Source organism: Streptomyces sp. NPDC090994, from assembly GCF_044768905.1.
GTDB lineage: Bacteria > Actinomycetota > Actinomycetes > Streptomycetales > Streptomycetaceae > Streptomyces.
This window is the reverse complement of record NZ_JBIVWS010000038.1, coordinates 1-26149: the sequence shown is the minus strand read 5'-3', so window position 1 is coordinate 26149 and position 26149 is coordinate 1. Positions and strand designations below refer to the sequence as shown.

23 protein-coding genes and 1 pseudogene are annotated in these 26149 nt (G+C 74.3%); 12 read left to right on the top strand and 12 right to left on the bottom strand.

Annotated elements, in window-relative coordinates:
- The first annotated feature begins 57 nt into the window (after positions 1–57).
- Complete coding sequence (locus tag ACIQR3_RS36845) at positions 58–2496, top strand: right-handed parallel beta-helix repeat-containing protein (RefSeq protein ID WP_403545749.1); 2439 nt, start codon at positions 58–60, stop codon at positions 2494–2496.
- Here ACIQR3_RS36845 and ACIQR3_RS36840 read toward each other — a convergent pair.
- Positions 2466–4850, bottom strand: a complete 2385-nt coding sequence (locus ACIQR3_RS36840; RefSeq protein ID WP_403545747.1) for a hypothetical protein — start codon at positions 4848–4850, stop codon at positions 2466–2468. The genes ACIQR3_RS36845 and ACIQR3_RS36840 overlap by 31 nt on opposite strands.
- 286 nt (positions 4851–5136) lie before the next feature.
- Here ACIQR3_RS36840 and ACIQR3_RS36835 point away from each other — a divergent pair, with 286 nt between their 5' ends.
- Together ACIQR3_RS36835 and ACIQR3_RS36830 are read left to right on the top strand one after the other, a co-directional pair.
- The gene (locus tag ACIQR3_RS36835) at positions 5137–5970 is read left to right on the top strand and encodes a DeoR/GlpR family DNA-binding transcription regulator (RefSeq protein WP_403545745.1); all 834 of its coding nucleotides are present in this window, start codon (positions 5137–5139) and stop codon (positions 5968–5970) included.
- Positions 5971–6051: 81 nt separating this feature from the next.
- Positions 6052–6180: a hypothetical protein gene (locus tag ACIQR3_RS36830; protein ID WP_403545743.1), complete on the top strand. Its 129-nt coding sequence runs from the start codon at positions 6052–6054 to the stop codon at positions 6178–6180.
- A 105-nt stretch (positions 6181–6285) separates the two neighbouring features.
- On the opposite strand, the gene ACIQR3_RS36825 is transcribed toward ACIQR3_RS36830, so the two are convergent.
- Positions 6286–7410 (bottom strand): PLP-dependent cysteine synthase family protein, encoded by a 1125-nt coding sequence (locus ACIQR3_RS36825; RefSeq protein ID WP_403545741.1) that lies wholly within the window; start codon positions 7408–7410, stop codon positions 6286–6288.
- 353 nt (positions 7411–7763) lie between these two features.
- Between ACIQR3_RS36825 and ACIQR3_RS36820 the strand changes: the two genes are divergently transcribed.
- Positions 7764–8087 (top strand): hypothetical protein, encoded by a 324-nt coding sequence (locus tag ACIQR3_RS36820; RefSeq protein ID WP_403545739.1) that lies wholly within the window; start codon positions 7764–7766, stop codon positions 8085–8087.
- A 183-nt stretch (positions 8088–8270) separates the two neighbouring features.
- A complete protein-coding gene (locus tag ACIQR3_RS36815) occupies positions 8271–8780 on the top strand; it encodes an ATP-binding protein (RefSeq protein ID WP_403545737.1) in 510 nt (169 codons plus the stop codon).
- 74 nt (positions 8781–8854) lie between these two features.
- Here the strand turns inward: ACIQR3_RS36815 and ACIQR3_RS36810 are convergent, their stop codons facing one another.
- Both ACIQR3_RS36810 and ACIQR3_RS36805 read right to left on the bottom strand, forming a co-directional pair.
- Positions 8855–10093: an ROK family protein gene (locus tag ACIQR3_RS36810; protein WP_403545735.1), complete on the bottom strand. Its 1239-nt coding sequence runs from the start codon at positions 10091–10093 to the stop codon at positions 8855–8857.
- Positions 10090–10869, bottom strand: a complete 780-nt coding sequence (locus tag ACIQR3_RS36805) for an alpha-ketoglutarate-dependent dioxygenase AlkB family protein (RefSeq protein WP_403545734.1) — start codon at positions 10867–10869, stop codon at positions 10090–10092. Before ACIQR3_RS36805 ends, ACIQR3_RS36810 begins: the two co-directional genes overlap by 4 nt.
- A gap of 89 nt (positions 10870–10958) precedes the next feature.
- Here ACIQR3_RS36805 and ACIQR3_RS36800 point away from each other — a divergent pair, with 89 nt between their 5' ends.
- Positions 10959–12089, top strand: a complete 1131-nt coding sequence (locus tag ACIQR3_RS36800; RefSeq protein ID WP_403545732.1) for a methyltransferase — start codon at positions 10959–10961, stop codon at positions 12087–12089.
- Here the strand turns inward: ACIQR3_RS36800 and ACIQR3_RS36795 are convergent.
- Both ACIQR3_RS36795 and ACIQR3_RS36790 read right to left on the bottom strand, forming a co-directional pair.
- Complete coding sequence (locus ACIQR3_RS36795; RefSeq protein WP_403545730.1) at positions 12079–12939, bottom strand: ketose-bisphosphate aldolase; 861 nt, start codon at positions 12937–12939, stop codon at positions 12079–12081. The genes ACIQR3_RS36800 and ACIQR3_RS36795 overlap by 11 nt on opposite strands.
- A 34-nt stretch (positions 12940–12973) precedes the next feature.
- The gene (locus ACIQR3_RS36790) at positions 12974–13855 is read right to left on the bottom strand and encodes an SIS domain-containing protein (RefSeq protein WP_403545728.1); all 882 of its coding nucleotides are present in this window, start codon (positions 13853–13855) and stop codon (positions 12974–12976) included.
- Positions 13856–13979: 124 nt separating this feature from the next.
- Between ACIQR3_RS36790 and ACIQR3_RS36785 the strand changes: the two genes are divergently transcribed.
- On the top strand, positions 13980–14759 hold the full coding sequence (locus ACIQR3_RS36785) for a DeoR/GlpR family DNA-binding transcription regulator (RefSeq protein WP_403545727.1): 780 nt from the start codon (positions 13980–13982) through the stop codon (positions 14757–14759).
- A gap of 32 nt (positions 14760–14791) precedes the next feature.
- Here the strand turns inward: ACIQR3_RS36785 and ACIQR3_RS36780 are convergent, their stop codons facing one another.
- Positions 14792–15778 (bottom strand): hypothetical protein, encoded by a 987-nt coding sequence (locus tag ACIQR3_RS36780; protein WP_403545725.1) that lies wholly within the window; start codon positions 15776–15778, stop codon positions 14792–14794.
- A 178-nt stretch (positions 15779–15956) separates the two neighbouring features.
- Between ACIQR3_RS36780 and ACIQR3_RS36775 the strand changes: the two genes are divergently transcribed.
- Entirely contained in the window at positions 15957–16535 is a 579-nt protein-coding gene (locus ACIQR3_RS36775) for a phosphatase PAP2 family protein (RefSeq protein WP_403545723.1), read from the top strand.
- Between the two features lie 209 nt (positions 16536–16744).
- Here the strand turns inward: ACIQR3_RS36775 and ACIQR3_RS36770 are convergent, their stop codons facing one another.
- From ACIQR3_RS36770 to ACIQR3_RS36760, 3 genes are read right to left on the bottom strand one after another with little or no spacing between them, the layout of a single operon-like run.
- Positions 16745–17509 carry a cupin domain-containing protein gene (locus tag ACIQR3_RS36770; RefSeq protein WP_403545722.1) on the bottom strand — a complete coding sequence of 255 codons (765 nt, stop codon included), beginning with the start codon at positions 17507–17509 and terminating at the stop codon, positions 16745–16747.
- Complete coding sequence (locus tag ACIQR3_RS36765; protein WP_403545720.1) at positions 17506–18435, bottom strand: PmoA family protein; 930 nt, start codon at positions 18433–18435, stop codon at positions 17506–17508. The genes ACIQR3_RS36770 and ACIQR3_RS36765 overlap by 4 nt, the downstream gene beginning before the upstream one ends.
- Complete coding sequence (locus tag ACIQR3_RS36760) at positions 18432–19547, bottom strand: Gfo/Idh/MocA family protein (RefSeq protein ID WP_403545719.1); 1116 nt, start codon at positions 19545–19547, stop codon at positions 18432–18434. Before ACIQR3_RS36760 ends, ACIQR3_RS36765 begins: the two co-directional genes overlap by 4 nt.
- Before the next feature lie 308 nt (positions 19548–19855).
- Here ACIQR3_RS36760 and ACIQR3_RS36755 point away from each other — a divergent pair, with 308 nt between their 5' ends.
- Positions 19856–20452, top strand: a complete 597-nt coding sequence (locus tag ACIQR3_RS36755; protein ID WP_403545718.1) for a Dps family protein — start codon at positions 19856–19858, stop codon at positions 20450–20452.
- Between the two features lie 161 nt (positions 20453–20613).
- The gene (locus ACIQR3_RS36750) at positions 20614–21696 is read left to right on the top strand and encodes an ABC transporter permease (RefSeq protein ID WP_403545717.1); all 1083 of its coding nucleotides are present in this window, start codon (positions 20614–20616) and stop codon (positions 21694–21696) included.
- A gap of 22 nt (positions 21697–21718) precedes the next feature.
- Here ACIQR3_RS36750 and ACIQR3_RS36745 read toward each other — a convergent pair whose 3' ends face one another.
- Complete coding sequence (locus ACIQR3_RS36745) at positions 21719–22408, bottom strand: TetR/AcrR family transcriptional regulator (RefSeq protein WP_403545715.1); 690 nt, start codon at positions 22406–22408, stop codon at positions 21719–21721.
- 99 nt (positions 22409–22507) lie between these two features.
- Between ACIQR3_RS36745 and ACIQR3_RS36740 the strand changes: the two genes are divergently transcribed.
- Complete coding sequence (locus tag ACIQR3_RS36740; RefSeq protein WP_403545714.1) at positions 22508–23371, top strand: NAD(P)H-binding protein; 864 nt, start codon at positions 22508–22510, stop codon at positions 23369–23371.
- A 102-nt stretch (positions 23372–23473) separates the two neighbouring features.
- Here the strand turns inward: ACIQR3_RS36740 and yicI are convergent, their stop codons facing one another.
- Complete coding sequence (gene yicI, locus ACIQR3_RS36735; RefSeq protein ID WP_403545712.1) at positions 23474–25744, bottom strand: alpha-xylosidase; 2271 nt, start codon at positions 25742–25744, stop codon at positions 23474–23476.
- A 271-nt stretch (positions 25745–26015) separates the two neighbouring features.
- Here yicI and ACIQR3_RS36730 point away from each other — a divergent pair.
- A pseudogene (locus tag ACIQR3_RS36730) lies at positions 26016–26149 on the top strand (xylose isomerase); the annotation flags it as partial.

Genomic DNA, 26149 nt, shown 5'->3' with positions numbered 1-26149 from the left:
GCACGCCCCGGCGGTGAACGAGCCATCGAACCAACGAGGTGGGGGCACAGCAACGCCATGGCACAGGGCACGGTCCAGGTGACGCACACCGGCACGTCGCGGTGGCGGCGCCGCACGGGCGAGTACGCATCACTCGCCGCCGCCCTGGAGGCCGCGGCCGACGGTGACGTGCTCACCATCGCCCCCGGCACCTACCGGGAGAACCTCGTGGTGCGGCGGGCGGTGACCCTGCGCGGTCCCGACGGCTCCCACGGATCGGTGCGGATCGCGCCCGTGGACGGGGTGCCGCTCACCGTGTGCGCCTCGGCCGTGGTGCAGGACCTGCACGTCGAGGGACAGGACGCGGCGGCACCCGCCGTACTGATCGAGGAGGGCACCCCGGAACTGCTCGACGTCCGGGTCGTCACCCGGTCCGCCGCCGGGATAGAGGTGCGCGGCGGTGCGCGGCCGACGGTGCGGCGGTGCACCGTCGACAACCCGGCGGGCATCGGCATCGCCGTGGTCGACGGCGGGGGCGGGGTGTTCGAGGAGTGCGAGGTCGTCGCGGCCGGCCAGGAGGGCGTCGCGGTGCGCTCCGGCGCCCGCCCCCGGCTGGACCGCTGCCGCGTCCACCACGCCGCCGGCTCGGGCCTGACGGCGACGGGCGAGCACTCCTCGCTGGAGGCCGTGGGGTGCGAGATCTACGAGGTGCGGGGCAGCGGCGTCCAGGTCACCGGCCGGGCCACCGCGCACCTCACCGACTGCGACGTGCACCGCACCACCGCCGACGGCATCACGCTGGACACCGACGCGGTGCTCACCCTCGCCGACTGCCGCATTCACGACATCCCCGAGAACGCGGTGGACCTGCGTTCCCGTTCCGTCCTCACCCTGACCCGCACCAGCGTGCGGCAGTTCGGCCGCAACGGCCTGTCGGTGTGGGACCCGGGCACCCGCGTGGACGCCAACCAGTGCGAGATCTTCGACAGCACGGGCGACTACCCGGCCGTCTGGATCAGCGACGGCGCCACCGCCGTGCTCGACTCCTGCCGGGTGCACGACGTGCCGGACGCCCTGTTCGTCCTCGACCGGGGCTCGCGCGCCGACGTCGTCGACAGCGACCTGTCGCAGGTGCGCAACACCGCCGTGTCGGTGAGCGACGGCGCCACCGCCCAGCTCGACGACTGCCGCATCCGGGAGGCGGCGACCGGCGCCTGGTTCCGCGACCACGGCAGCGGCGGCACGCTGAACAACTGCTCCATCGACTCCACCCGCACCGGCGTGATCGTCACCAAGGGCGCCGACCCGACCATCGAGCGCTGCACCATCGACTCCCCCGGCGAGGCCGGCGCCTATGTGTCGGCCGGCGGCCGCGGCAGTTTCCTGAACTGCCGGGTGACCAACAGCGGCGGCTACGGCTTCCACGTGATCGACGGCTGCCGCACCACGCTGCGCAAGTGCCGCACCGAGCGGTGCGCGCGCGGCGGGTACGAGTTCGCGGACGCCGGGCCGGACGCGGGCGACGCGGGACCCGTGGTCGAGGACTGCACCAGCGACGAGAGCACGAGCCTGCGGACGCCGCCCGAGACACGGGAGCCCGCCGTGCAGGCGGTGACCCGCTCCCCCGGGCTGCTGGGCTCGATCCCCGGGCAGCGCAGCACCGAGCAGGAGCCCCTCGTCACGGCCGCCGTGCCCGAGCGGCCGGCCCGGGACTCGCAGGACGTCCTCGGCGAACTCGACGCCCTGGTGGGCCTGGAGAGCGTCAAGCGCGAGGTGCGCGCCCTGATCGACATGATCGAGGTGGGCCGGCGCCGGCAGCAGGCGGGTCTGAAGGCGGCGTCGGTCAAGCGGCACCTGGTCTTCACCGGCTCCCCCGGCACCGGCAAGACCACGGTGGCCCGGCTGTACGGCGAGATCCTGGCCTCCCTGGGCGTCCTGGAGAAGGGCCACCTGGTCGAGGTGTCCCGGGTGGACCTGGTCGGCGAGCACATCGGCTCCACGGCGATCCGCACCCAGGAGGCGTTCCAGAAGGCGCACGGCGGGGTGCTGTTCATCGACGAGGCGTACGCGCTCTCCCCGGAGGACGCGGGCCGCGACTTCGGCAAGGAGGCCATCGACACCCTCGTGAAGCTGATGGAGGACCACCGCGACGCGGTCGTGGTGATCGTCGCGGGCTACACGGCGGAGATGGAGCGGTTCCTGTCCGTCAACCCCGGTGTGGCGTCCCGTTTCTCACGGACCATCACCTTCGGCGACTACGGGCCCGAGGAGCTGCTGCGGATCGTGGAGCAGCAGGCCGACGAGCACGAGTACCGGCTGGCGCCGGGCGCGGCCGAGGGGCTGCTGAAGTACTTCGCGGCGCTGCCCAAGGGGCCCGCGTTCGGCAACGGACGTACCGCGCGCCAGACCTTCGAGGCGATGGTGGAGCGGCACGCGAGCCGGGTCGCGCAGGTCGCGGACCCCAGCACGGACGAGCTGACCCTGCTCTACGCCGAGGACCTGCCCGAGCAGCCCTGAGGTCCGCCGTCGGCGCCCGGCACCGCCCGGGTCCCGTCCTCCTCGGGCCGGGGTGCCGGCACCTGGGGGCGGAGCCGGCCCAGCAGCCGCCGGCGTTCCTCGGCGAACGCCGGGTCGGCCTGGTAGTCGCCGTGCCCGAGGATCGGCGCGGGCAGCGGGTGCTCGGCGGTGCGGCCGTAGGAGAGCGGGTCCTTGAGGGCCTCGCGGTCGACCTCCGGGCCGCAGTCGCCGGGCAGCCGGACCGGGCCGCCGATCGGGTCGGTGTGCCGGTACAGGTTGCGCCAGCAGTCGATCTCCCCGTGCAGGGAGGCGAGCGCGGCCGGTCCGAAGTGGGCGGGGAACCAGCGGCCGTAGAGCCGCTCCAGCGGGGAGCCGTAGGTGAGCAGGGCGACCCGGCCGCGGGCGGACGGCTCCAGTTGCCAGGCCGCGGCGGCGGCGAGCACGCTGCCCTGGGAGTGCCCGGACAGCACCAGCTTCCCTCCGGTGGCCCGGGTCCAGGTGGCCATGCGCCAGGTCAGGTCGGGCACGGCGCGCTCGGCGTAGCAGGGCGGGGCGAAGGGGTGGGCGGCGCGCGGCCAGAAGGTGCCGACGTCCCACAGGATGCCGATGGTGCGCCGCGCGGAGGCGTCCTTGTAGGCGCGGCGGCCCCAGGTGACGAACAGTATGAAGCCGAGGCCGATCAGCCAGGAGCCCACGGCCTGCGCGGTCTGGGCGGCGCCGTGCACGACGGCGTACGTCCCTTCCGCGGCCTTCGCCGGGGTCCGTCCGGTGGTCAGGGCGCCGGCCAGGGCGCCCATGCCGAGCAGGAAGGTCGCGGTGGAGACGACGGCGACCAGGAGCGGTGCCAGGTCGGTGAGGCCGGCCATCGCGCGGGCGGCGGCGATCCGGCGGGTACGGGCCGGGTCACCGGCCTCGGCCGCGTGGTCGCCGGCCACGGCGGCGCGTTCGGCGCGGGCCCGGGACCAGGTGCGCCGGGCGAGCAGGGCGCACAGCGCGAGGACCACGACGAGCAGCGGCGGGATCACGGACGCCTGCCAGGTCAGCAGGACCGGCGGACCGGCGAGCGAGGTGCCGGTGCCGTCCAGCCAGTCCGACACCCGCTGGGCGACGCCGCCGGACATGACGCCGCCGAGGGCGCAGGCCAGCATCGCGACGGCGGGTCCGCCCAGGCCCCGCATCGCGGCACGCGGGTCGGGCGCGGCCCGGTGCAGCACGTGGGCGACGACGGCGAGGGCGACGACCAGCAGCCCCTGGGCCAGGGCGAGGCCGCCGAAGACCGCGTCGCCCGGCAGCCGCCCGGCGGACGCCCACCCCGGCCGCCGCCACCCGGCGTACACCGCGGCGAGCGGCAGCAGGGCGAGCGCGGCGAGCGGCAGCCGCCGTACGAGGTGTTCGTCGAGCCCCCGGTCGAGGTGCCGTTCGCCGCGGCCCCGGCGGCAGACCACGCCCACCACGACGGCGGCCATGACGACCAGGGCGGCCTGGAGGAGCCACCCGGCGGTGTCCAGGAGCGCGGGGCCGCCGGCCCGGCGGTCGAAGCGGGCCGCGGGTACGGCGAGGGCGGCGGCGACGGTCAGCAGTCCGGCGGCGGTGTGCGCGGCGCGCAGCCGGGCCACCAGCCGGCGCCCGTACCAGAACCCGGGCCGGCCCAGGGCGTTGTGCCCGGTCTCCGTCCCGGCTTCCGGATCGCGCTCCATCGGCTGCTGGGACTCGTAGGCGCGCCAGGTGCGCAGGGACAGGTACCAGAGCAGGCCGGTGAGCGCGGCGGGCACCAGGGCGGCCAGGGCGAGCCGGCGGCCGGGGGCGCTCCACCAGCCGGCGTCGGGGCCGGCCGGGGAGAGGAAGCCCAGCCAGGAGTGGCGCACGGCGCACGCCTCGGTGCCCGCGCACTGCCAGGCCGCGAGGTCCAGGGCGACCTCGGCGGCGGCGGCGACCAGCAGCACCGTCAGGGTCAGTCCGGCGAGCCGGACCAGCAGGCCGTACAGGCGCACCGTCCGGGTGTGTCCGGTGGCGGCGGGGCGCATCCAGTGGGCGAGGTTGGCCACCATGAAGGGCAGGAGCAGCAGCCACAGGGCGCGGGTGCCGTCGCCGGAGGTGAGGTTGCACCAGACGTACGCCTCGGGCACCGGTCTGTCCCGGTAGTCCTCGGGGCGTGCCTCGGCGTCGGCGTCCTCGGCGCGGCGGAAGACGGCCGCGATGTCGTCGCCGGTGACCCGCACCGTGCGCGGGTCGTCGAGCATCTCCTGCGGGGTGGTGCCGCCCACGCCGTGCACCAGGAGTTCCAGGGCGGTGCCGGTGCCCTGTCCGCCGTCCGCCGTGCCCTGGTGTGCGGACCGTTCCTGCGCCTGTTCCACTGTGTCGCACTTCCCCCGTGACGCGCCGTCGGCTGTGTGCGTGCGGGCACAGGATCTCCGCTGAGCGGGCCGCGTACACCCCTTCCCACGGAATCTCCCCCAAGCGTGTGACTGGCGGCGTTCCGGTGAGGTCTGAGTGACATGTGCGCGACGGGTGGGCGGTGGGGCGCTCCGTGACGGGGCGTGCGAGGATGGTGCGTCGGCGCACCGGGGCGTGCGGACGCCCTCGTCGGAGCGGGCGCGCCGGGCGGGTCGGACTGGTGGCGGCGAAAGGACCGGAGCGTACGTGAGCGAGAATCAGAACCTCCTCGCGGAGCAGCGGCGGGCCCTGATCCTCGACGAGGTCCGGCGCCGTGGCGGCGTCCGGGTCAACGAGCTGACCCGCCGGCTCGGCGTGTCGGACATGACGGTCCGCCGCGATCTGGACGCGCTGGCCCGGCAGGGTGTGCTGGAGAAGGTGCACGGCGGTGCGGTGCCGGTGGTCGAGGCGAGTACGCACGAGCCCGGTTTCGAGGCCAAGTCGGGTCTGGAGCCGACCGCCAAGGAGGAGATCGCGCGGGCCGCGGCGGAACTGGTCGCGCCGGGCGCGGCGATCGCGCTGTCGGGCGGCACGACGACGTACGCGCTGGCGCACCGGCTGGTCGACGTGCCGGACCTGACGGTGGTGACCAACTCGGTGCGGGTGGCCGACGTCTTCCACGCGGCGCAGCGCACCTCGGGGGCGCGGCAGGCCGCGGCGACGGTGGTGCTGACCGGCGGGGTGCGCACGCCGTCCGACTCGCTGGTGGGCCCGGTGGCCGACCAGGCGATCGCGGCGCTCCACTTCGACGTGCTCTTCCTGGGTGTGCACGGCATATCGGTGGAGGCGGGGCTGTCCACGCCCAATCTCGCGGAGGCCGAGACCAACCGGCGGCTGGTGCAGTCGGCGCGGCGCGTCGTCGTGGTCGCCGATCACACCAAGTGGGGTGTGGTGGGCCTGAGTTCGTTCGCGGAGCTGACACGGGTGGACACGCTGGTGACGGACGCGGGGCTGCCCGAGGAGGCGCGCGCTGAGGTCGCGGAGCATGTGCGGGTGGTCGTGGCGGGGGCCGTGACGGGCGAGCCGGAGCAGGACGGCTGACGGACGCCGCCGGCATCCGGTGGAACTGGACTTCCTGGCGGCGGCTCCGGTACGGCTGGTCTGCCGCGGGGCGGGACGCGGGTGCGGTGGGCCGTCGCCGCGGACGGGACGGTGCTCTTCCGGCTGGTGCTGCGCGGCGCGCGGCCCGGTCCGGGGCGGGCGTTCAAGGGGGCGGTCGGCGCGCTGGACCGGCGCTCGGCGCGTGCGTAGGCGCGTGCGGGCGCGCGGGGACGTCTGAGATCCGCGTACCACGCTGCGTTGCGGAGGCAGGCGCGTGCGGGCGCGCGGGGACGTCATGCGGCCGGCGCCCGGCCGTCAGTCGGGCCAGACGCCGGTGTGCAGCAGGGATTCGATGGCCGCGGTGTACGGCTCGATGCTCAGGCCCTGTTCGGCCAGCCAGGCGTCGGAGTAGTACTTGTCGAGGTACCGGTCCCCCGGGTCGCACAGCAGCGTCACCACGCTGCCCCGGCGGCCCGCGGCCACCATCTCGGCGACGATCTTCAGCGCGCTCCACAGGCCGGTGCCGGTGGAACCGCCCGCCTTGCGGCCGATGACCCGCTCCAGGGCGCGGACCGCGGCGACGCTCGCCGCGTCGGGCACCTTCATCATCCGGTCGATCGCGCCCGGCACGAAGCTCGGCTCCATGCGGGGCCGGCCGATGCCCTCGATCCGGGAGCCGCAGTCGCACGTGACGTCCGGGTCACCGGTGGTCCAGCCGTCGAAGAAGCAGGAGTTCTCCGGGTCGGCGACGCAGATGCGGGTGTCGTACTGCATGTAGTGGACGTAGCGGGCGAGGGTCGCGGAGGTGCCGCCGGTGCCGGCCGTGGCGACGATCCAGGCCGGTTCCGGGAACCGCTCCAGACGCAGCTGCCGGAAGATCGACTCGGCGATGTTGTTGTTGCCGCGCCAGTCGGTGGCCCGCTCCGCGTAGGTGAACTGGTCCATGTAGTGCCCGTCGGTCTGCGCCGCGAGGCGGGCCGACTCCTCGTACATCTTCCGCGAGTCGTCCACGAAGTGGCACCGTCCGCCGTGGAATTCGATGAGGCGGATCTTCTCGGCGCTGGTCGTGCGCGGCATGACGGCGATGAAGGGGACGCCGATCAGCTTCGCGAAGTACGCCTCGGAGACGGCCGTCGAACCGCTGGACGCCTCGATCACCGGACGGCCCGGCCGGATCCAGCCGTTGCACAGGCCGTACAGGAACAGGGAGCGGGCGAGCCGGTGTTTGAGGCTGCCGGTCGGGTGGGTCGACTCGTCCTTGAGGTAGAGGTCGATGCCCCAGGGCTCGGGCAGCGGGAACCGCAGCAGGTGCGTGTCGGCCGAGCGGTTGGCGTCGGCCTGGACCTTGCGGACGGCCTCTTTCAGCCACGCGCGGTACGCCGTGTCGCCGCGGTCGACGTCCAGGGTCGCACCGGTCCCGGTGGGCTGGAAAGTGCTCATGGCACGGCTCCTCACGCTGGTGCCGACGGCGCCCGGCCGGGCCGCCTGCGCCGATCATAAGCATGTTTCCCGCACCTCTCTCACCTGCATAAAGACCTCTTGGGGAGGCTCAAAGGAACATCTGGAGCGGGACGCGGGGCGGGGCGGGGTGCGAGGTGGGGGCGCATTCGCGCCAGTGCTCCGGGCCGCACCGGGAAGACACCCGCGCGCACTGGTGCTCCACGCCGGGGGCGGGCACACTGCTCCGGGTGGGACCCGAGCCCCGCCCGGGGGCACACAGGATCACTGTACGAGCCGGCACCGGCCCGCCCGGAGCACGGTCCGGCCACCGACGCGCACGAGGGGGCGGCGGCATGGCGGAGCCGGAGTTCACGGCGACGGGGGTGCGGATAGACAAGTGGCTCCGCTCGCTCACGCGGGCCGGGCAGGTGCGGATCAGCGACGGCCGGCTGGAGCTGCTGACCAGCTACGGCAGCGAGATCGACAGCGCGCCGGTGCGGTCGGTGCGGGCCTCCAGGCCCTGGTTCGCCCCGGGGGACCGGGCCCTGGCGGAGCTGGACGGCAAGCGGTACCTGCTGACCCTCGGCGAGTCGGACCCGGTGCCGGGCGAGTCGGGGCCGGCGGCGGCACGCCGGTTCATCGAGGCCGTGCGCCGGGCGGCGGGACACAGCGGGTGAGATGTCCGTAAGTTGCGCTGCCTCACCCCTTGCGCCACGCTGGTCTCACGTCACTCTGGGTTTACCGGCGATAACGCTGCGAACCAGCCCGCCGGCCACGACAGCAGGCGGTCGCGTGACGCAGGCGCCTGCTGGATCCGTCCTCAGTGTTCTTCCGGACCTCTATGTCGGGGAGTCGCAGCCGTGATCAGTCACCCAAGCAGGCACTGCACGGTGGAGCTCCAAGCCCTGCCGTCGCGGATCGGCCAGGTCCGCAGAATCGTATCTGCGCAATTGCGCTACTGGCATCTCGACTCCCTCATCGACCGGGCCGCGCTCGGCGTGACGGAGCTGTTGACCAACGTCCACCAGCATGCCCGGCCCGACAAGACGTGCACCGTGGAGATCGAGCTGCTGCCCGACCGGCTCACGGTGTCGGTACGGGACCGCGACCCGCGGCTGCCCGTGGTGGACGAGGCCGAGCCGCTCGCGACCTGCGGGCGCGGTCTCGCCATGGTGGCCGCGATGAGCGAGAGCTGGGGCGCCCGGCCGGACGGCGAGTCCGGCAAGGTCGTCTGGTTCGCCCTCACCACGCCACCGTCCCTGCCCGCCCTGTCCGGCCGCCCGCCCCGGCGCCTGGCCGAGGAGGTGTCCGCCGAGCCGTTCGCCCAGGTGGCACGCGCCGCCGCGGCCCGGTCGGCCGTCGCCGGCTGACCGGGCGGTGACCGCTCCTTCTCCGGGGAACGGTGCCGGCGCCCGGCGAGGAGCCGACGGGCCCGGCCCGGCGGTCAGCCGAGTACCGTCAGCGGGTCGTCGAGGACCGGCTGCCAGGCCAGTTCGGCGGCGCCCACCAGGCTGTTGTGGTCCAGCGCGCAGGGCAGGACGGGGACGCCGCCGCTCTGTCCCCACAGGCTGCGGCCGGCGATCACCGCGCGCAGCCGGTCGGGGTCGGCGCGCAGCAGGTCGCGGTGGAGGCCGCCGAGGACGATGCGGTCCGGGTTGAGGATGTTCACCAGACCGGCCAGGCCCTGGCCGAGGCGGTCGAGGAGGGTCTCGGCGGCGGTGCGCACGGCCGGGTCGGTGTAGTGGTCGCGGACCAGGTCGACGGACTGCTGGAGCAGGGACTGCTCCGGGCCCGGTTCGCGTCCCGCCGCGGTCAGGAAGGCCAGCGGGTCGGTCTCCACGTCCAGGCAGCCGCGGCTGCCGCAGTGGCAGGGGCGGCCCTCGGGGTTGACGGTGAGGTGGCCGACCTCCAGGGCCAGACCGGAACTGCCCGAGTGCAGGCGGCCGTCGAGGACCAGGGCACCGCCGACGCCCCGGTGGCCGGTGGCCACGCAGAGCAGGTCGCGTGACCCGCGCCCGGCGCCGTGCCGGTGCTCGGCGAGGGCGGCGAGGTTGACGTCGTTGGCCGTGAAGGCGGGTCCGCCGAGGCCGGCGGCGCGCACCCGCTCGGCGAAGATCTGCCGGACGGGGGCGCCCGCCGGCCAGGCCAGGTGCAGCGGGTTGAGCGCGAGGCCCTCCGGTTCGGCCACCGCCGACGGTACGGCGAGCCCGGCGCCGACACAGCGCCGTCCGGTGCGCTCCAGCAGTTCGGCGCCGGCCTCCACGACGGAGCCGAGGACCTTGGCCGGGTCGGCGTCGACGATCTCGCAGCCGGGGGTGGTGGCGACGATCCGGCCGCCGAGCCCGACCAGCGCGGCCCGGTACCCGTCGGCGTGGACCTGGGCGGCGAGGGCGACGGGGCCGTCCTCGGCGACGGCGAGGCGGTGCGAGGGCCGGCCCTGGGAACCGGCGGGGGCGCCGGGCCGGGCGTCGACCCGGATCAGGCCGAGCGCCTCCAGTTCGGCGGCGACCGCGCCGGCCGTCGCCCGGGTCACGCCGAGTTCGGCGGTGAGGACGGCGCGGGTGGGCGCGCGTCCGGTGTGCACGAGCTCCAACGCGGGACCGAGCGCCCCGCGCCCCCGGTCCAGCCGCGTCCTGGAGGTGGTACCGTCCGCCGTTCTCCGGGGGTCCGCCTTGCCGCTCATGGAGGCGAGTCTCCCATGATCTGTGCCGGGGAAGTCCCCGGCAGGGAAGCCCTCCGGAGCCCGCTCACCCGCAGGGTGATGTTCAGCCGCCCGACGAGCCCCAGCTCCGGCGGTGCCGTTCCGGGGCGTACCCGCGGGACCCCGTGGTAGGCGAACCGCGCCGGGCCGCCGAAGACGAACAGGTCGCCGCCGCGCAGTTCGACGTCGCGGTAGGGGCGGGTGCGGGTCTCGGTGTTGCCGAAGCGGAAGACGCAGGTGTCGCCGAGGCTGAGCGAGACCACCGGCGCGTCCGACAGCTCGTCCTCGTCGCGGTGCATGCCCATCCGGGCGTCGGCGTCGTAGAAGTTGACGAGTGCGATGTCGTACGGCGCCGCCGGCACCGCCCGCGCGCCCAGCGCGTCGGTCACCGCGCGGCGGGCCAGGTCGCCGAGCCGGGAGGGGAAGGGCTTGACGGGGGCACCGTCACCGTCGACGACGGTGCGGGAGTAGGCGTACGGGTACGCGTGCGGGCCGGGGCAGTCCGGGTTGTCCCGCACGGCCCGGCCGCAGCTCGGGCAGGCGCGCACCGGGCCCCAGTGCCATCCCAGGCAGACCTGCCGGGCGGTCATCGTGCCGCCGCCGGGGGTGCGGACGGTGCGCAGTCCCGCGGGCGGGCGGGCCCACCGGCGGCAGGCGTCGAGCAGCTCGCGCTGGAGCCCGGCGTCCAGCCGGTCCGGCAGGTGGACGGCGCCCGGCGCGATCTCGGTACGGCCTCGGGGGAACAGCTCGGCGTCCATGTGCCCCATCCTGCGCCCTCCCGCCGCCGACCGGCCCTGAGCTGCGGCTCCGCTAGCCTGGACGCACGATGGACGACCGTGATGACCGTATGACGACCGAGTGGGGCGAGCCGGTGCTGACCCGGTTCCCCGAGGATCCGCGCGACCGGCTGCGCGCCTGGGACGCCTCCGACGAGTATCTGCTCGGGCATCTCGCCGAGGAGCGGGTACCGCTGTCCGGGACGGTCGTGGCCCTGGGCGACCGCTGGGGAGCGCTGGTGACGGCGCTGGCGGCGCACCGGCCGGTGCAGATCACCGACTCGTACCTCGGCCGGGAGGCGACCCGGCTCAACCTCGCCCGCAACGGCGTCGAGCCGGGCGCGGTGCGGCTGCTGACCACGCAGGACCCGCCGCCGGAGCGGATCGACGTGCTGCTGGTGCGGGTGCCGAAGAGCCTGGCGCTGCTGGAGGACCAGCTGCTGCGGCTGGCGCCGTCGGTGCACGCGGACACGGTCGTCGTCGGCACCGGGATGGTGAAGGAGATCCACACCTCGACGCTGGCGGTGTTCGAGCGGGCCCTCGGCCCGACCCGGACCTCCCTCGCGAAGAAGAAGGCCCGGCTCGTCTTCTGCACGCCGGACCCGTCGTCGGAGCGGCCCGCCAACCCCTGGCCGCTCGGCTACCGGCTCCCCGACGGCAGCGGTCCCGTCTCGGGCCGGACCGTCGTCAACCACGCGGGCGTCTTCTGCGCCGACCGGCTGGACATCGGCACCCGGTTCTTCCTGAAGCACCTGCCGGACGCCGGGGACCGGAAGGTGGTCGACCTCGGCTGCGGCAACGGCGTCGTCGGTACGGCGGTGGCGCTCGCGAGCCCCGGGGCCGACGTGCTGTTCACCGACGAGTCCTTCCAGGCCGTGGCCTCGGCGGAGGCGACGTACCGGGCGAGCGGGGCACGGGGGAACGCCGAGTTCCGGGTCGGTGACGGGCTGGCCGGGGTGCCGGACGGCAGTGTCGGCCTGGTGCTCAACAACCCGCCGTTCCACTCCCACCAGGCCACCACCGACGCGACCGCGTGGCGCATGTTCAGCGGTGCCCGGCGCGCGCTGCGGCCGGGCGGCGAGCTGTGGGTGGTCGGCAACCGGCACCTCGGCTACCACGTCAAGCTGCGCCGCCTGTTCGGCAACAGCGAACTGGTCGCCGGTGACCCGAAGTTCGTCGTGCTGCGGGCCGTCAGGAAGTGACCGCGCCCACCACCCGGACCAGGTCGGCGACGGTGCGGCTCATGGCGTCCCGGCCCACCGCGAGGTAACCGCGCGGATCGACCGCCTCGGGGTGTGCGGCGAGGTGCGCCCGGACCGCCCCGGTCAGGGCGATGTTCAGCGCGGTGCCGACGTTGACCTTGGCGATGCCGCCCGCGACCGCCGCGGCGAGTTCGCCGTCCGGGACGCCGGAGGAGCCGTGCAGCACGAGGGGGACGTCCAGCGCGGCCGACAGTTCCTTGAGGAGGTCGTGGTCGAGGGCGGCGGTGCGGGTCGTCATGGCGTGCGAGCTGCCGACGGCGACGGCCAGGGCGTCCACCCCCGAGTCGGTGACGAAGGCGCGGGCCTCGGCGGGGTCGGTGCGGGCGCCGGGCGCGTGGGCGTCCAGCGGCGGCTCGCCGTTCTTGCCGCCGACCTCCCCCAGCTCCGCCTCGATCCACAGCCCCTGGGAGTGCGCCCAGTCGGCGGCGGCGCGGGTCGCGTCCAGGTTCTCGGCGTACGGCAGCCGGGAGGCGTCGTACATGACGGAGCTGAAGCCGGCGTCCGGCGCCTGCCGCAGCAGGGCGTCGCTCTTGACGTGGTCGAGGTGGAGGGCGACGGGCACGGCGGCGCGTTCGGCGGCGGCGACGGCGGCGCGGGCCAGCGGTTCGAGCCGGCCGTGCCGGAACTTCACGGCGTTCTCGCTGACCTGGAGGATCACGGGCGCGGCCACGGACTCGGCGCCGGCGACGACGGCCTCGACGTGTTCCAGGGTGATGACGTTGACGGCGGCGACCGCGGTACGCGCCGCCGCGGCGCGGGCGACCAGGTCGCCGGTGGTGGCGAGGGGCACGGATCTGTCCTTTTCCTGAGGTTCCCGAGGCCCGTCAGGGGGCGAGGATCACCGAGCGGGTGAGGTGGCGCGGCCGGTCCGGGTCCAGGTCCCGGGCGGCGGCCACGGCGACCGCGAGCCGCTGGGCGCGGACCAGTTCGGCGAGCGGGTCGAGGGTGCCCGCCACCCACATGCCGCCGGTGGCCGCGACCTGTTCGGCCAGTCCGTCGGGCGCCTCGCCGAGCATCCAGGTCGCCGTGGTGGAGGTGGTGACGCTGATCGGGCCGTGCCGGTACTCCATCGCCGGGTATGCCTCGGTCCAGGACAGGGACGCCTCGCGCATCTTCAGGGCGGCCTCGTTGGCCAGTCCGACGGTCCAGCCGCGGCCCAGGAAGGTGAACTGGGTGCGGTCGACGAGCCCTTCGGGCAGGTCGGTGGCGAGTGCCGTGCGGGCGTCGGCGACGGACTGCTCGACGGGCAGGCCGAGGTGGGCGCGGAGCAGGGTCAGCGCGGTGGTGGCGAACCGGGTCTGCACTACCGAGCGTTCGTCCGCGAAGTCCAGTACGACCAGGTCGTCGGCGGCCGTCATCACGGGGGTGGCCGGGTCGGCGGTGATCGCGGTGGTGCGGGTACGGCCGCGCAGCCGGCCGAGCAGCTCCAGCACCTCGGTGGTGGTGCCGGAGCGGGTGAGGGCGACGACCCGGTCGTAGGGGCGGCCGTGCGGGAACTCCGAGGCGGCGAAGGCGTCCGTCTCGCCCTGGCCCGTCCCCTCGCGCAGTGCCGCGGCGGCCTGGGCCATGAAGTACGAGGTGCCGCAGCCGACGATCGCGACCCGCTCCCCCGCCGCCGGCAGCGCGCCGCCGTGCCGTGCCGCCTCCGCCGCGGCGCGGGTCCAGCACTCCGGCTGGCTGTTCAGCTCGTCCTCGACGTGTGTCATGGCCACACCCTCCCCTGGATTGATTGTTCTTGCAAGGTATAGCGAGCTTTCGAGCACAATCAAGCATTTGACGGAAGAGCATCTGCGTTAGGGTCGGCCAGGGACCGAGGAACGGAGGGTGCGCATGTCGCGCGACGCCCGCTGGAAGACGCTGCTGGAGCTGCTCGTCGAACGCGGCCGGCTGGATGTCGAGGAGGCGGCGGCCGAGCTGGCGGTGTCGGCCGCGACGATCCGCCGCGACTTCGACCAGCTCGCCGAGCAGCAGATGCTGGTGCGCACGCGCGGCGGCGCGGTCGTGCACGGGGTGTCGTACGAGTTGCCACTGCGGTACAAGACGGCGCGGCGGGCCTCCGAGAAGGAGCGCATCGGGCAGGCCGTCGCCGCCCTGGTGGCGCCGGGCGAGGCGGTGGGGCTGACCGGCGGCACGACCACCACGGAGGTGGCGCGCGCGCTGGCCGTGCGCCCCGATCTCGCCTCGGGCACGCCCGCGCTCACCGTGGTCACCAACGCGTTGAACATCGCCAACGAGCTGGCCGTCCGGCCGCAGTTCAAGATCGTGGTGACCGGCGGGGTGGCGCGGGCGCAGTCCTACGAACTGATCGGGCCGCTCGCGGACGGGGTGCTGGGCCAGATCACGATGGACGTGGCGGTGCTGGGTGTCGTGGCGTTCGACGTGACGCACGGGGCCGCCGCCCACGACGAGGCGGAGGCCGCGATCAACCGGCTGCTGTGCGAGCGCGCCGGACGCGTGGTGGTGGCCGCCGACTCCACCAAGCTCGGCCGGCGGGCGTTCGCCCGGATCTGCGCGGCCGGGACGGTGGACACCCTGGTCACGGACGCGGCGGTGGACGCGGACACGGTCCGGCGGTTCGAGGAGGCGGGGATCACGGTCGTCGCGGTGTGAGCCGCCGGGCCGCCGCCCCCGGCCGAGGGGGCTCAGTGGCCGTGGCCGGTGCCGGGCGCGTCGGTGCGACCGTCCGTGGGGGTGGCGGACGGCGACGGCGTGGCCGCCTCCGGCGCCGTACCCGCCCGGACCGTGAAGGCCGCCGTGCGGACCTTCCCCTCGTGCCGGAAGTCGAGGAAGAGCCGGTAGTCGCCGGCGCTGGGCGCGGTGGCCGTGAAGGAGACGGCGGGGCCGGGCTCCGTGGTGCCGTCGCCGGGTTCGCCGTTCGGGTGGACGTGCAGGTAGGCGAGGTCGCCGGAGCGCAGGGCGACCAGGTGGCCGTAGGCGCCGAGGTAGGGCTGGAGGTCGGTGACCGGCCTGCCGTCGCGGGCGACCGTCAGCCGCAGTTCGCTCGCCCGGCCCGGACGCAGGGCGCCGGTCAGCCGTACCTCGTAGCCGTCGACGCGGGCGGTGGCGGCCGGGGCCGGCAGGCGGTGCGGCGCGTAGGAGCCGGACGCCGCCAGGTCGGCCCCGAGGGTGAGGTTCCCGGCGCCGCGCTCCGCCGGGGTGAAGTCGGCGAAGACCCGGTAGCCGCCTGCCCGGGGCAGGTCGACGGGGGTGCTCCAGGTGCCGTCGGCGGCTCGCTCCGGGTGCAGGTGGCGGTAGGTGCCCAGGTCGCGTGAGGCCAGGACGAGGTGGAGCTCCTTGCCGTGTTCACGCCGATAGGCGGTGACGGCCCGCCCGTGGTCGTCGCGGACGGTGAAACTCAGCTCGGTGCGCCGTCCGGCGGTGACGCGGGGCGTGTCGAGGTCCAGCGTGTAGCCGTCCTCGGCGATCTGGAGCCCGCCGGCCGGCTCGCTCTCGTGCCCGGCGTGCCCGTCACCGGCCCGCGACGTGCGTGCCGGGTCGCCGTGCTCGCCGTGGGCGGCGGGCGCGGGGTCCTCGGCGGCCGGGTCGACGGCGGCGCCCACGCCGTAGGCGGTGCCGAAGGTCGCGGCCAGGGCGGCCGCGAAGGCGGTGATCCGCAGTCCCGTGTTCATGGTCGGTCGTCTCCTCGGCTCAGGGCTCGGTACGCGGGTGCGCCACTTCACTTCCAGCATACCCCCTGGGGGTACCTCTTGGCGTGACGCGGGCCTGACCCGTACGGGCCCGGCCGAGGCGCCGTCCGGGCCCCCGCGGGTCAGGCTGGTGTCCGGACGTCCCGGGGAGAAGGAGCACATGAGCGAGCCGACCGCCGCCGTACTGCGTGATCTGCGGGCCGTGGACGGAGCCCTGTACGCCGCGGTGGCCGCCACGCCGACGCCCACGCTCGACCGGACGCTGCGACGGCTCTCCCGCGCCGCCGACCACTCCAAGATCTCGCTCACCATCGCCGCCGCGCTCGCCCTGGGCGGGGGACGGCGGCGCCGGGCCGCGGCCCTCGGCGCCGGTTCCCTCGCCCTGGCCTCGGCCTCGGCCAACCTGCTCGGCAAGCGCCTGGTGCGCCGGCCGCGGCCCGACCGGGAGGCCGCCCGGGTCACGGTGGACCGGCGGGTGCCGATGCCGGCGTCGGCGGCGTTCCCGTCCGGCCACACCGCCTCCGCGGTCGCGTTCGCCACCGCCGTCGGCACGGTGCTCCCGCCCGCCGCCGTCCCGCTGGCCGCCCTCGCGGGCGCGATCGGCTACGCGCGGGTCCACACCGGCGTGCACTATCCGGGCGATGTGGCCGCCGGGGCCGTGCTGGGGGTCGCGAGTGCGGCCGTCACCCTGGCGGTGACGGCCCGTACCCGGCCGGGGTGCGCCGGCCGAACGCCCTGACGGCCTGGCAGTACGTGCACGCCGTTCCGTCGCGGGTGGTCTGCGTGCCGCCGGCGCGGCGGGCGCGCCCGAGGTCCCGTGGCGGACACGGTCGAGCCGTCGCGGTGAGGACGGAGGGTGCCGAGGCGGCAGGACCGGTCACGAGTCTTCCGCGGCGCATCCCACACCTCGATGCGGCCTCGGGCCGCGCGACGGGAGGTGAACGGCCGTCACTCCCGCCCCGTACGCGGGCGACCGGTCTCCTCGTACGGCAGTGTCGTCCCCGGCAGGGCGTACTCGTCCCGGCGTCCGCACATGCCGTAGCCGCCGCGCCGGGTGGGTACGGCCGCGCGGGCGGTCGCCCCGTCGAGGTGGGCGGGGTCGCCGGCCGCCAGGGCGTCGAGCTGTGCGCCGGTGCGTTCGGCGGCGGCCAGCGCCCCGGCCCGCCACACCTCCCGCCAGACCGGCACCTTGTCGCGCACCAGGCGGGCGGCGGCCCGCTGGAACGCGCGCAACGGGGTGTCGTCGCCGGTGAGCAGGGCCGCGCGCAGCGGAAGGTAGCCCTCGACGGCGAGGTCCCGGCGACGCCGTGCGGCGGCCTCCGTCTCCGGTCCGCCGCCCGGCGGCAGCGCGGCCGCGGCGGCGTACGCGCCGGGGTCGGCGAGCACCTCCGGCGGAAAGGTGAAGACGGCGTCGCCCGCCTCCGGCAGACCGCTGTTCTGCATCAGCACGGTGATCCGCAGGCCGCCGCCCTGGACCATGCGGTGGACCGTGCCCGGCGTGAACCAGGCGACCGAGCCCGGCCCCAGCGGGATGTCCCGGTAGCCGTCCGGACTCAGCGTCTGCACCGCGCCCCGGCCGGCGGTGACGACGTACGCCTCCGCGCACGCCAGGTGCAGGTGCGGGCTGCCGCCGCACACCCCGTCGGCGGACTCCCAGTCGTAGGTGCTGAGGTGGGACAGGCCGACGGCGCCGGGCAGCGGGTGCGGGATCACCACGGCAGCCCGGCCAGGTGGGCGGCGACCCGGTCCCCGTCCCAGGCGCCGTCGGCGACCACCAGCCGGTAGCGGTAGGCGAAGGACTGCCCGGGCGGCAGCTCGAACTCCTCGAAGAACGCCCAGGAGAACGCGACGGTCGGGACCGGCTCGGCGCGCACGAACCAGTGCGAGGGGTGGATCGCCGTCTTCTCGTCGAGGTTCTCGGGCGCGTGCGCGAAGACGAGGGTGGAGTGGGCGTCCACGTCGTCGTGCTCGGCGGTGAACGCCAGCCACGGGGCCTGGCTGCCCATCAGGTGCCCGGCACCCGTTGTGTCCGGGGTGAAGGCCGTACCGCCGGTGAAGTCGCGGGGGCCGCGCCAGTGGAGGCCGGTGTAGCCGGCCAGCTCGCGGCCCGCGGTGGTCGGTGAGCCGAAGGCCAGCGGCTCGGCGCGGAGGTTGGTGAGGCGGATCGACCAGTCCAGCGCCCAGGAGCCGGACTCCTCGTCGACCGAGTGGACGGTCAGTCCGCGTTCCTCGCGGGCCCACTCGGCGCCGCCGTGCTCGACCCAGGTGAGGTGCTCGGTGACGGTCAGCCGGTCGTCCTCGGCGGCCAGTTCGGCGAAGCCGTCGTGCCGCATCGAGCCGACGCGCTCGGGCAGCGGCAGGTAACCACGGCCGTGGACATAGCTGTTGCCGCCCCAGAAGTTCTGCCCGGACACATGACTCGCCGTCATCTGCACGCCCTTGTGCCAGCGGTGGTCGCTGGGGCGGTACCCGGTCACGGTGCGCCCGGCCAGGGTGCGCACCGGGTGGGCGTACGGCTTGCGGGACTCGAACGGGTCGGGGTCGGGGCGGTAGACGTACCGGAGGATCTCCGTGCCGGCCGCCGTCGTGACCGTGATGTCCTCGCCGTGGGTGTGGGTGACGCGGATGCCGTCGCTCATGCGTGCTCCTCGGGGGCCCAGTCGGGGTGGTCGCCGTGCATCGCGGCGTGGAACGGGTCGCCGGGGCCGATCTCCCCCGCGTGCACCGGCCGTCCGGTGAACGCCGCCTTGTACAGGGCGGCGGCGAACTCCAGGGTGGCGCGGGCCTCTTCGCCGCTGCCCGGGGGCCGCAATCCGGCGTCCCAGGCGTCGAGGACCGCGCCGAGCTGTGCGGTGTGGGAGCTGGGCACGTCGGCGGCCGGGGTGCGCCAGGCGGCGGCACGCGCGGCGTCGACGTGCCGGGCCGGGGTGTAGGTCCAGTCGGCGTTGCGATGGCCGTACAGGTGGGTCAACTCCACGGTGGCGTCGGCGCAGTCCACCCGTATCCGGCTCGTCTCGTCCGGCGACAGGACGCTGTTGACGACGGTGGCCAGGGCGCCGTTCGCGAACCGCACCAGGGCGGTGGACACGTCCTCGCTCTCGGTGTCGTGGACCAGCCGCGCGGCCATCGCCCGGACCTCCGCCCAGGGGCCGAGCAGGTGGAGCAGCAGGTCGTACTGGTGGATGCCGTGGCCCATGGTCGGGCCGCCGCCCTCGGTGGCCCAGCGTCCGCGCCAGGGCACCGCGTAGTAGGCGGCGTCGCGGTGCCAGGTCGTCTGGCAGTGGGCGACCAGCGGCGCGCCCAGTTCCCCGCCGGCGATCAGCTCGCGGGCGTGCGCGGCGCCGGAGCCGTACCGGTGCTGGAAGACGACGGAGGCGTACGCCCCCGAGGCCCGCTCGGCCGCCGCGATGTCGTCGTACTCGGCCAGCGACAGGCACAGCGGCTTCTCGCACAGCACCCAGGCGCCCGCCTCGAGCGCGGCCACCGTCTGCTCCCGGTGCAGCGACGGCGGGGTGCCGATGAGGACGAGGTCGGGGCGTACGGCGTCCAGCATGGCGCCCATCGAGGTGTGACCGGTGACCTCGGGGCCGGCCTCGGCGCGGAAGGCGTCGAGCCGGGCCTGGTCCACGTCCACGGCGGCGACCAGTTCGACCCGGTCGGCATGGGCTCTGAGCGCGGGCAGATGGCCTCCGGCCACGATGGCACCGGTGCCGACGACGGCCACCCGGCGGCGGGCGGGGAGCGGGGACATGCGGGGGTCCTCCTCGGACGCTGACGACAGCACGGCACAGCACACGGGTGCGGGCGCCGGACGGTGAAACGGCGGACGACACCTGATGGAAAGCGCTTACACCCTGGCTGACCTTAGGCGTCGGGCGAACGCCTGGACAACCCCTCCCGCCCGGCCCGTCCGCAGCCGTTCCGTCCGGGCCGGGTGCCTCGCCCGCGCCGTAGCGTTTGCGGGCCCGGCGGGCGGCTGGTCGACTGTCGCAGGGGGCCGAGTCCGGCCGCGCGAGGCGCCGGCACTCCCCTTCGGCTCCCCGTGGAAGGAGTTCAGGCGTGAGCACCGATCCGAGGCCGGCGGCACCGGCACGCCAGACCGACGGCAGCCAGCCGTGGCTGCATCAGCAGGGCCGGGTCATCCAGGAGTTCGGCACCGTCAAGCAGTTCCCCTTGGCCCTGTCCATGGAGACCCGCCTCTACTCCGCCCAGCGGCTCAACAAGGTCCTGGCGGACACGCGCATCCTGCACGACCTGTACAAGAAGTACCACTGGCTGATGCGCGGGGCGACGTTCTACCAGCTGCATCTGCTGATGGACAAGCACGCGGGCGAGCAGCTGGCGCTGATCGACACGATGGCGGAACGGGTCCAGACGCTCGGCGGTGTCGCGATCGGGGACCCCCGCCATGTCGCGGAGATCACCACGGTGCGCCGCCCGCCGGACGGGGTCGAGGAGGTGCCGGCCATGCTGTCGCGGCTGCTGGAGACGCACGAGCAGATCCTCGCCGACTGCCACGACGCCGCCGCGGTCGTCCAGGAACAGGGCGACGACGGCACCAACGACATCCTGGTCTCGGACGTCATCCGCACCAACGAACTCCAGGCCTGGTTCCTGGCGGAGCACCTGGTGGACACACCGCTGGTACGGGTCTGAGCGGAGCGCCGGGCGGCGGGAGCCGTCGGACGGCGGGGCGCCGCGACCGGTGCCCCGTCCCGCCCTCTCCCGCCGCGCTCCCCGGCGCGCGGCCGCCACCTCCTCATGACCGCCGTCGTACACCGCACCGGACCGGCGGGCCCGACCAAGGACGAGCGAACGTGCACGAGACTCCCGAGAGGCCCCCCGACGGCCAGCGCCCGCCCCCGGCACGGGAAGGGGCCTGGACGCGGTTCCGCGCGGGTCCGTGGTGGCCGGCCAGTGTGCTGGTGCTGATCCTGGCGGCGGCGGCCGGCCTGTTCGCCGGGTCGTACACGTACACCATGGCCAACCCGACCCCGCACCAGCTCCCCACGGCCGTCGTCGGCTCGTACGAGGAGGGACGGGGGAAGGCGTTCCTGGAGGGGCTGGGCAAGGCCCTCAACTCCTCGGTCCACACCCACACCTACGACTCGCGGGCGGCGGCCGTGGAAGCCGTCGAGGAACAGTCCGTCTTCGCCGTCTTCGAGCTGCGCGACAACGGCCGGCAGGTGCGGCTGGACGTCTCCTCGGCCTCGGGCGCCTCGGTGGCGGAACTGCTGGAGCAGGCGGCCCCGGCGGTCGGGAAGGCCACCGGCGTGACGGTCACCGTGCGGGACATCAATCCGCTCCAGGACGGTGACCCGCGCGGTCTGGCGATCTTCTACATCTCGCTCGCGGCGGTGATCATCGGCTTCGTCGGCGCGATCCAGCTCAGTGTGCACGCCCGCGCGCTCACCCCGCTGGAACGGATCGGCTTCACCCTCGCCTACGCGCTGCTCGGCGGGTTCGCCATCGCGGCGGTCGTCGACTGGCTGCTGGGCTCGCTCGACCTGCCGTTCGTGGAGTCCTGGCTGATCCTCGCGTTCACGATGTTCGCCAGCGGGATGACGTTCACCATGTTCAACACCCTGGTCGGCCGCTGGGCGATGCTCCCGACCTGGGGGGTCATGATCCTGCTGGGCAACCCGTCGTCCGGCGGCGCGGTGTCCTGGCCGCTGCTGCCGTCCGCGCTGGGCGTGATCGGCCAGTGGCTGCCGCCGGGCGCCTCGGTCAACGCCCAGCACACCGCAGTGTACTTCGCGGGGCACCAGCACGCGTTCCCGTTCCTGGTGCTGGCCGGGTGGGCGCTGGTGTCGTGCGCGGTGTTCTGGATCTGGCGGCACCGCCACCCGGGCGGGCGGGACAAGAGCCCGCCGGAACTCGCGCCCCCCGCCTCCCCCTGAGGGGGGCGCCCACCGGGACGCGTCAGTCGCCGTCGGCGAGGCGGTTCAGCCACTCCCTGAGCAGATGCCGCTCCGCCTCGCTCAGGGGCGTCCGCTCGGTCAGCGCGGCGCGCAGGGCGCGGGCGGCGCCCGCCGGGCCCGCCTCCCGGACGGCCGGCTTCTCGTGGGTGACGGCGACGACCATGGCCTCGCGCAGGGCGGTCAGCAGGGCCGGATCACGCCGGTCCTCGGGCAGCGACAGCCAGGTGAGCACCGCGCCGCGTGCCGTGGCGTGGATGATCTGCGCCGCGAGCCGCTCGTCGACGCGCAGCCAGCCACCGGCGGCGAGCCGCCGGACGCGGCCCATCAGGATCTCCATGCCGGCCGCGAAAGCGGGCGAGGCGGTCCTGGCCGGCTCGGCGTACATCAGCGTGAACAGCGCGGGGTTGGCCAGCCCGAACTCGGCCGCGACGTCCCAGCCCGCCCGCAGGTCCTCGATGGGGTCCTCGGGGTCGGGATCGACACGCTTGGTGGCGAGGAACGCGGTGAAGCCGTACTCGGCCACCGCGTCGAGCAGCCCGTCCTTGTCGCCGAACAGCCGGTAGATGGCCGGCGGCTGGAGGCCCGCCGCGTCGGCGACCGCGCGGGTGGTGACCGCGTCGCGCCCGCCGCGCGTCAGCAGGTCGATGGCGGCCTCGATGACCCGCTGCCGGGTCTGCTCCCGTGATGACATGAATCAATGATACGGCACCTATGGTTCCGCCGTTAATATCGGTGTTATCGTCTTTGCGTTTCCACTGGAACCACGGTCTCTTCATCACTGGAGCGCATCATGATCATCGTCACTGGAGCCACCGGCCTGCTGGGCCGCCGTATCGTCGAGCGGCTGCTCACCCGCGTACCCGCCGACCGGGTCGGCGTCAGCGTGCGCGACCCGCGCAAGGCGCGGGCGTTCGCCGACCGCGGCGTACGGGTACGGCAGGGCGACTTCGCCGACGTCGCCGGTCTCGCCCACGCCTTCGAGGGCGCCTCGCAGGTGCTCGTCGTCTCCGTCGACAAGATGGGCGAGGAGTGCGTCAAGCAGCACCGGGTGGCGATCGACGCCGCGGTCGCGGCGGGCGCCCGCCGCATCCTGTACACCAGCCAGATGGGGGCGAGCCCGTCCTCGCGCTTCCAGGCGTGCGTCGACCACGCCGCCACCGAGGAGGCCCTGCGCGCCGCCGGAGTGCCGTTCACCTCGCTGCGCAACGGCTTCTACGCCGCCAGCGCGGCGCATTTCATCGGCCAGGCGGTGGAGTCCGGCCGGCTCGTGCTCCCCGCCGACGGGCCGTTCAGCTGGACCGCGCACGCCGACCTCGCCGAGGCGGCGGCCGCCGTCCTGGCCGACGAGGGCCGCTTCGAGGGCCCCACGCCGCCGCTCACGGGGGCGCGGGCGCTCACCTTCGAGGACCTCGCCGCGCTCACCACCGAGATCACGGGCCGCGCCCTCACCAGGATCACCGTGCCGGACGACGAATGGCTCGCGGAGGTGACGGGGCACGGCATGCCCGCCACCGTGGCGCGGCAGTTGCTGGGCATCTTCGCCGCCGCGCGCGAGGGCGAGTTCGCCACCGTCGACCCGACGCTGGCCGCCTTGACCGGCCGGGAACCCGTCTCCGTCGAGACGGTGCTCCGCGAGCACCTGGCCGGCCACTGAACGACGTGGGCGGAGTGAGGCACGCGAGCCGCCGAGCCCGTCCGCGTGCCCCGCACGCGCGAGGCCCGGAGGCTGTCCTCCGGCCTCGCGCACACCGGTCCCTCAGCCGAGCGGCACCGTCACCTCACCCGCGCCCTCGGCGCTCGCCCCGCCGGCGACCCGCACCGTGAACGCCCGCTGGGTCCCCTCCGCGCTCACCCGCAGCACATCACCGTCCCGCCGCACCCGGAACGTCGCCGCCGGCGCGCCCGCCGCGTCCGGCACGACGGCCTCGGCCGCGTAGTCCAGGGACGCGGACGGGTGGACGAGCAGCGTCGGCGCGTCCAGCCAGTCGCCGTCGGGCCGCCGGTCGTCGGAGGCCAGCGGCAGCACGGCGCCCTCACGGACGTACAGCGGGAGGCTGTCGTAGCCGTGGCGTTCGGTGCGCCAGGCCGGGCCGGTGACCTGTTCGCCGCTGAGCAGGTGCGTCCAGGTGCCCTCGGGGAGGTAGACCTCCACCTCGCCGTCCTCGGTGAAGACCGGGGCGACGAGCAGGTCGGGGCCGAGCATGTACTGGCGGTCCAGCGGGCGGCAGGCCGGGTCGCCGGGGAACTCCAGGACCATCGGGCGCATCATCGGCACGCCGGTGCGGTGGGCCTCGGCGGCGGCGCCGTAGAGGTAGGGCATCAGACGGTGCTTGAGGAGGGTGAAGCGGCGGGCGACGTCGACCGCCTCGTCGCCGAACTCCCACGGCACCCGGTACGACGAGGAGCCGTGCAGCCGGCTGTGCGAGGAGAGCAGGCCGAAAGCGAGCCAGCGCTTGAAGACGGCCGGGTCGGGGGTGCCCTCGAAGCCGCCGATGTCGTGGCTCCAAAAGCCGAAGCCGGACAGCGACAGGGACAGACCGCCGCGCAGGGACTCGGCCATGGCACCGAAGGAGGACCAGCAGTCGCCGCCCCAGTGCACGGGGAACTGCTGGCCGCCCGCGGTCGCGGACCGGGCGAACAGGACGGCCTCGCCCTGGCCGCGCTCCTTCTCCAGGAGTTCGAAGACGGTCTGGTTGTAGAGCTGGGTGTAGTAGTTGTGCATCCGCTCCGGGTCGGAGCCGTCGTGCCAGACCACGTCGGTGGGGATGCGCTCGCCGAAGTCGGTCTTGAAGCAGTCCACGCCCTGGTCGAGCAGCGGCTTCAGCTTCGACTGGAACCAGGCGCGGGCGTCGGGGCTGGTGAAGTCGACCAGGCCCATCCCGGCCTGCCACAGGTCCCACTGCCACACGTCGCCGTTGGGCTTCCGTACGAGATGGCCGAGTTCCGCCGCCTCGTCGAACAGCGGGGACTTCTGGGCGATGTAGGGGTTGATCCAGGCGCTGATCCTCAGCCCCTTCTCCTTCAGCCGGGCCAGCATGCCCTCCGGGTCCGGGAAGACGTCCGGGTCCCACTCGAAGTCGCACCACTGGTACTCGCGCATCCAGAAGCAGTCGAAGTGGAAGACGGAGAGCGGGATGCCGCGCTCGGCCATGCCGTCGACGAAGGACGTGACGGTCGCCTCGTCGTAGGACGTGGTGAAGGAGGTGCTCAGCCAGAGGCCGAAGGACCAGACGGGGGGCAGGGCGGGACGGCCGGTGAGGGCCGTGTAGCGGGACAGGACCTCCTTCGGGGTGGGGCCCGCGACGACGTAGTACTCCAGCGTCTGGTCCTCCACGCTGAACTGCACCTGGCCGACGGACTCCGAGCCGATCTCGAAGGAGACCGCGCCGGGGTGGTTGACGAAGACGCCGTAGCCGCGTGAGGAGAGGTAGAACGGGATGTTCTTGTACGCCTGCTCGCTGCTGGTGCCGCCGTCGGCCTGCCAGACGTCGACGACCTGGCCGTTCTTCACGAACGGGGTGAAGCGCTCGCCGAGCCCGTAGATCTGCTCGCCGACGCCGAGCGCGAGGCGGCTGAGCATGTGGTGGGCGCCCTCGCCGGTGGTGGCGTACGCGGTGCTCTTGGCGTCCGCCCGGGTCAGCTCCCGTCCGTCCGCGTCGTGGAAGGTGAGCCCCCAGGGGCCGGAGCGGTCCAGGCGCAGGGTGAGCGGGCCGCTGGTCAGCTCGGTGACCGGGCCGTCCTGACGGACCTCGCCGGCGCCGTCCGGTGCCTCGGTGAGCGCGAAGTCGGGGCCCGGGTGCCGCTTGCCCGCGTGGTGGGTGACCCGGACGCCGATGACGCCCTCGGCCGGCGAGAAGCAGTCGACGGTGATGAGCGGGGCATTGAGTGTGTCGCCCCGGCGTGTCACCTTCTTCACGGCGGCATGGGCGGTGAAGCGCTTCGACTGGGCGCGGACATCGCGTACTTCGGTGGCGTACGAGAGGTGCACGCCCTCGCGGACGAGCCAGAAGCCGTCGGTGAACTTCATGATCTTCCTCGGGTGGGGCGAGAGCGGTCGGATAGCGGTGCGTGACGTCTCAGGAGCGTTTTGATCGTACACAAAACAAATCGGCGCGGAAGGGCTCAGGTCCAGCTTTTCGGCCTCTGAACTGCCCGGATAACCGAAGAGAACGGCGCACTCACGGAGCGGAGGGTTTCCTTCGGGTCTAGCGCGGAAGCTGCTCCGTGACGTATTAGTCATGCCATCAAACAAAACCGTCCGGCGTGGGAGCCGACGGTACGACAGCAAGGGCCGCACGATGTCGAAGCGCTTCAACCCCACTCCCGAGGACAGGTTCACGTTCGGTCTGTGGACCGTTGGCTGGCAGGGCAGGGACCCGTTCGGGGACGCGACCCGGCCGGAGCTGGATCCGGTCGAGTCGGTGCGGCGTCT

Excerpts from the sequence above, each read along its gene's own strand:
- ACIQR3_RS36745 (WP_403545715.1), bottom strand. The coding sequence starts at position 22,408 with ATGTCATCACGGGAGCAGACCCGGCAGCGGGTCATCGAGGCCGCCATC.
- ACIQR3_RS36790 (WP_403545728.1), bottom strand. The coding sequence starts at position 13,855 with ATGACACACGTCGAGGACGAGCTGAACAGCCAGCCGGAGTGCTGGACC.
- ACIQR3_RS36775 (WP_403545723.1), top strand. The coding sequence starts at position 15,957 with ATGAGCGAGCCGACCGCCGCCGTACTGCGTGATCTGCGGGCCGTGGAC.
- ACIQR3_RS36740 (WP_403545714.1), top strand. The coding sequence starts at position 22,508 with ATGATCATCGTCACTGGAGCCACCGGCCTGCTGGGCCGCCGTATCGTC.
- ACIQR3_RS36820 (WP_403545739.1), top strand. The coding sequence starts at position 7,764 with ATGGCGGAGCCGGAGTTCACGGCGACGGGGGTGCGGATAGACAAGTGG.
- ACIQR3_RS36810 (WP_403545735.1), bottom strand. The coding sequence starts at position 10,093 with ATGAGCGGCAAGGCGGACCCCCGGAGAACGGCGGACGGTACCACCTCC.
- yicI (WP_403545712.1), bottom strand. The coding sequence starts at position 25,744 with ATGAAGTTCACCGACGGCTTCTGGCTCGTCCGCGAGGGCGTGCACCTC.
- ACIQR3_RS36805 (WP_403545734.1), bottom strand. The coding sequence starts at position 10,869 with ATGGACGCCGAGCTGTTCCCCCGAGGCCGTACCGAGATCGCGCCGGGC.
- ACIQR3_RS36825 (WP_403545741.1), bottom strand. The coding sequence starts at position 7,410 with ATGAGCACTTTCCAGCCCACCGGGACCGGTGCGACCCTGGACGTCGAC.
- ACIQR3_RS36780 (WP_403545725.1), bottom strand. The coding sequence starts at position 15,778 with ATGAACACGGGACTGCGGATCACCGCCTTCGCGGCCGCCCTGGCCGCG.
- ACIQR3_RS36845 (WP_403545749.1), top strand. The coding sequence starts at position 58 with ATGGCACAGGGCACGGTCCAGGTGACGCACACCGGCACGTCGCGGTGG.
- ACIQR3_RS36760 (WP_403545719.1), bottom strand. The coding sequence starts at position 19,547 with ATGTCCCCGCTCCCCGCCCGCCGCCGGGTGGCCGTCGTCGGCACCGGT.
- ACIQR3_RS36785 (WP_403545727.1), top strand. The coding sequence starts at position 13,980 with ATGTCGCGCGACGCCCGCTGGAAGACGCTGCTGGAGCTGCTCGTCGAA.
- ACIQR3_RS36765 (WP_403545720.1), bottom strand. The coding sequence starts at position 18,435 with ATGAGCGACGGCATCCGCGTCACCCACACCCACGGCGAGGACATCACG.
- ACIQR3_RS36800 (WP_403545732.1), top strand. The coding sequence starts at position 10,959 with ATGACGACCGAGTGGGGCGAGCCGGTGCTGACCCGGTTCCCCGAGGAT.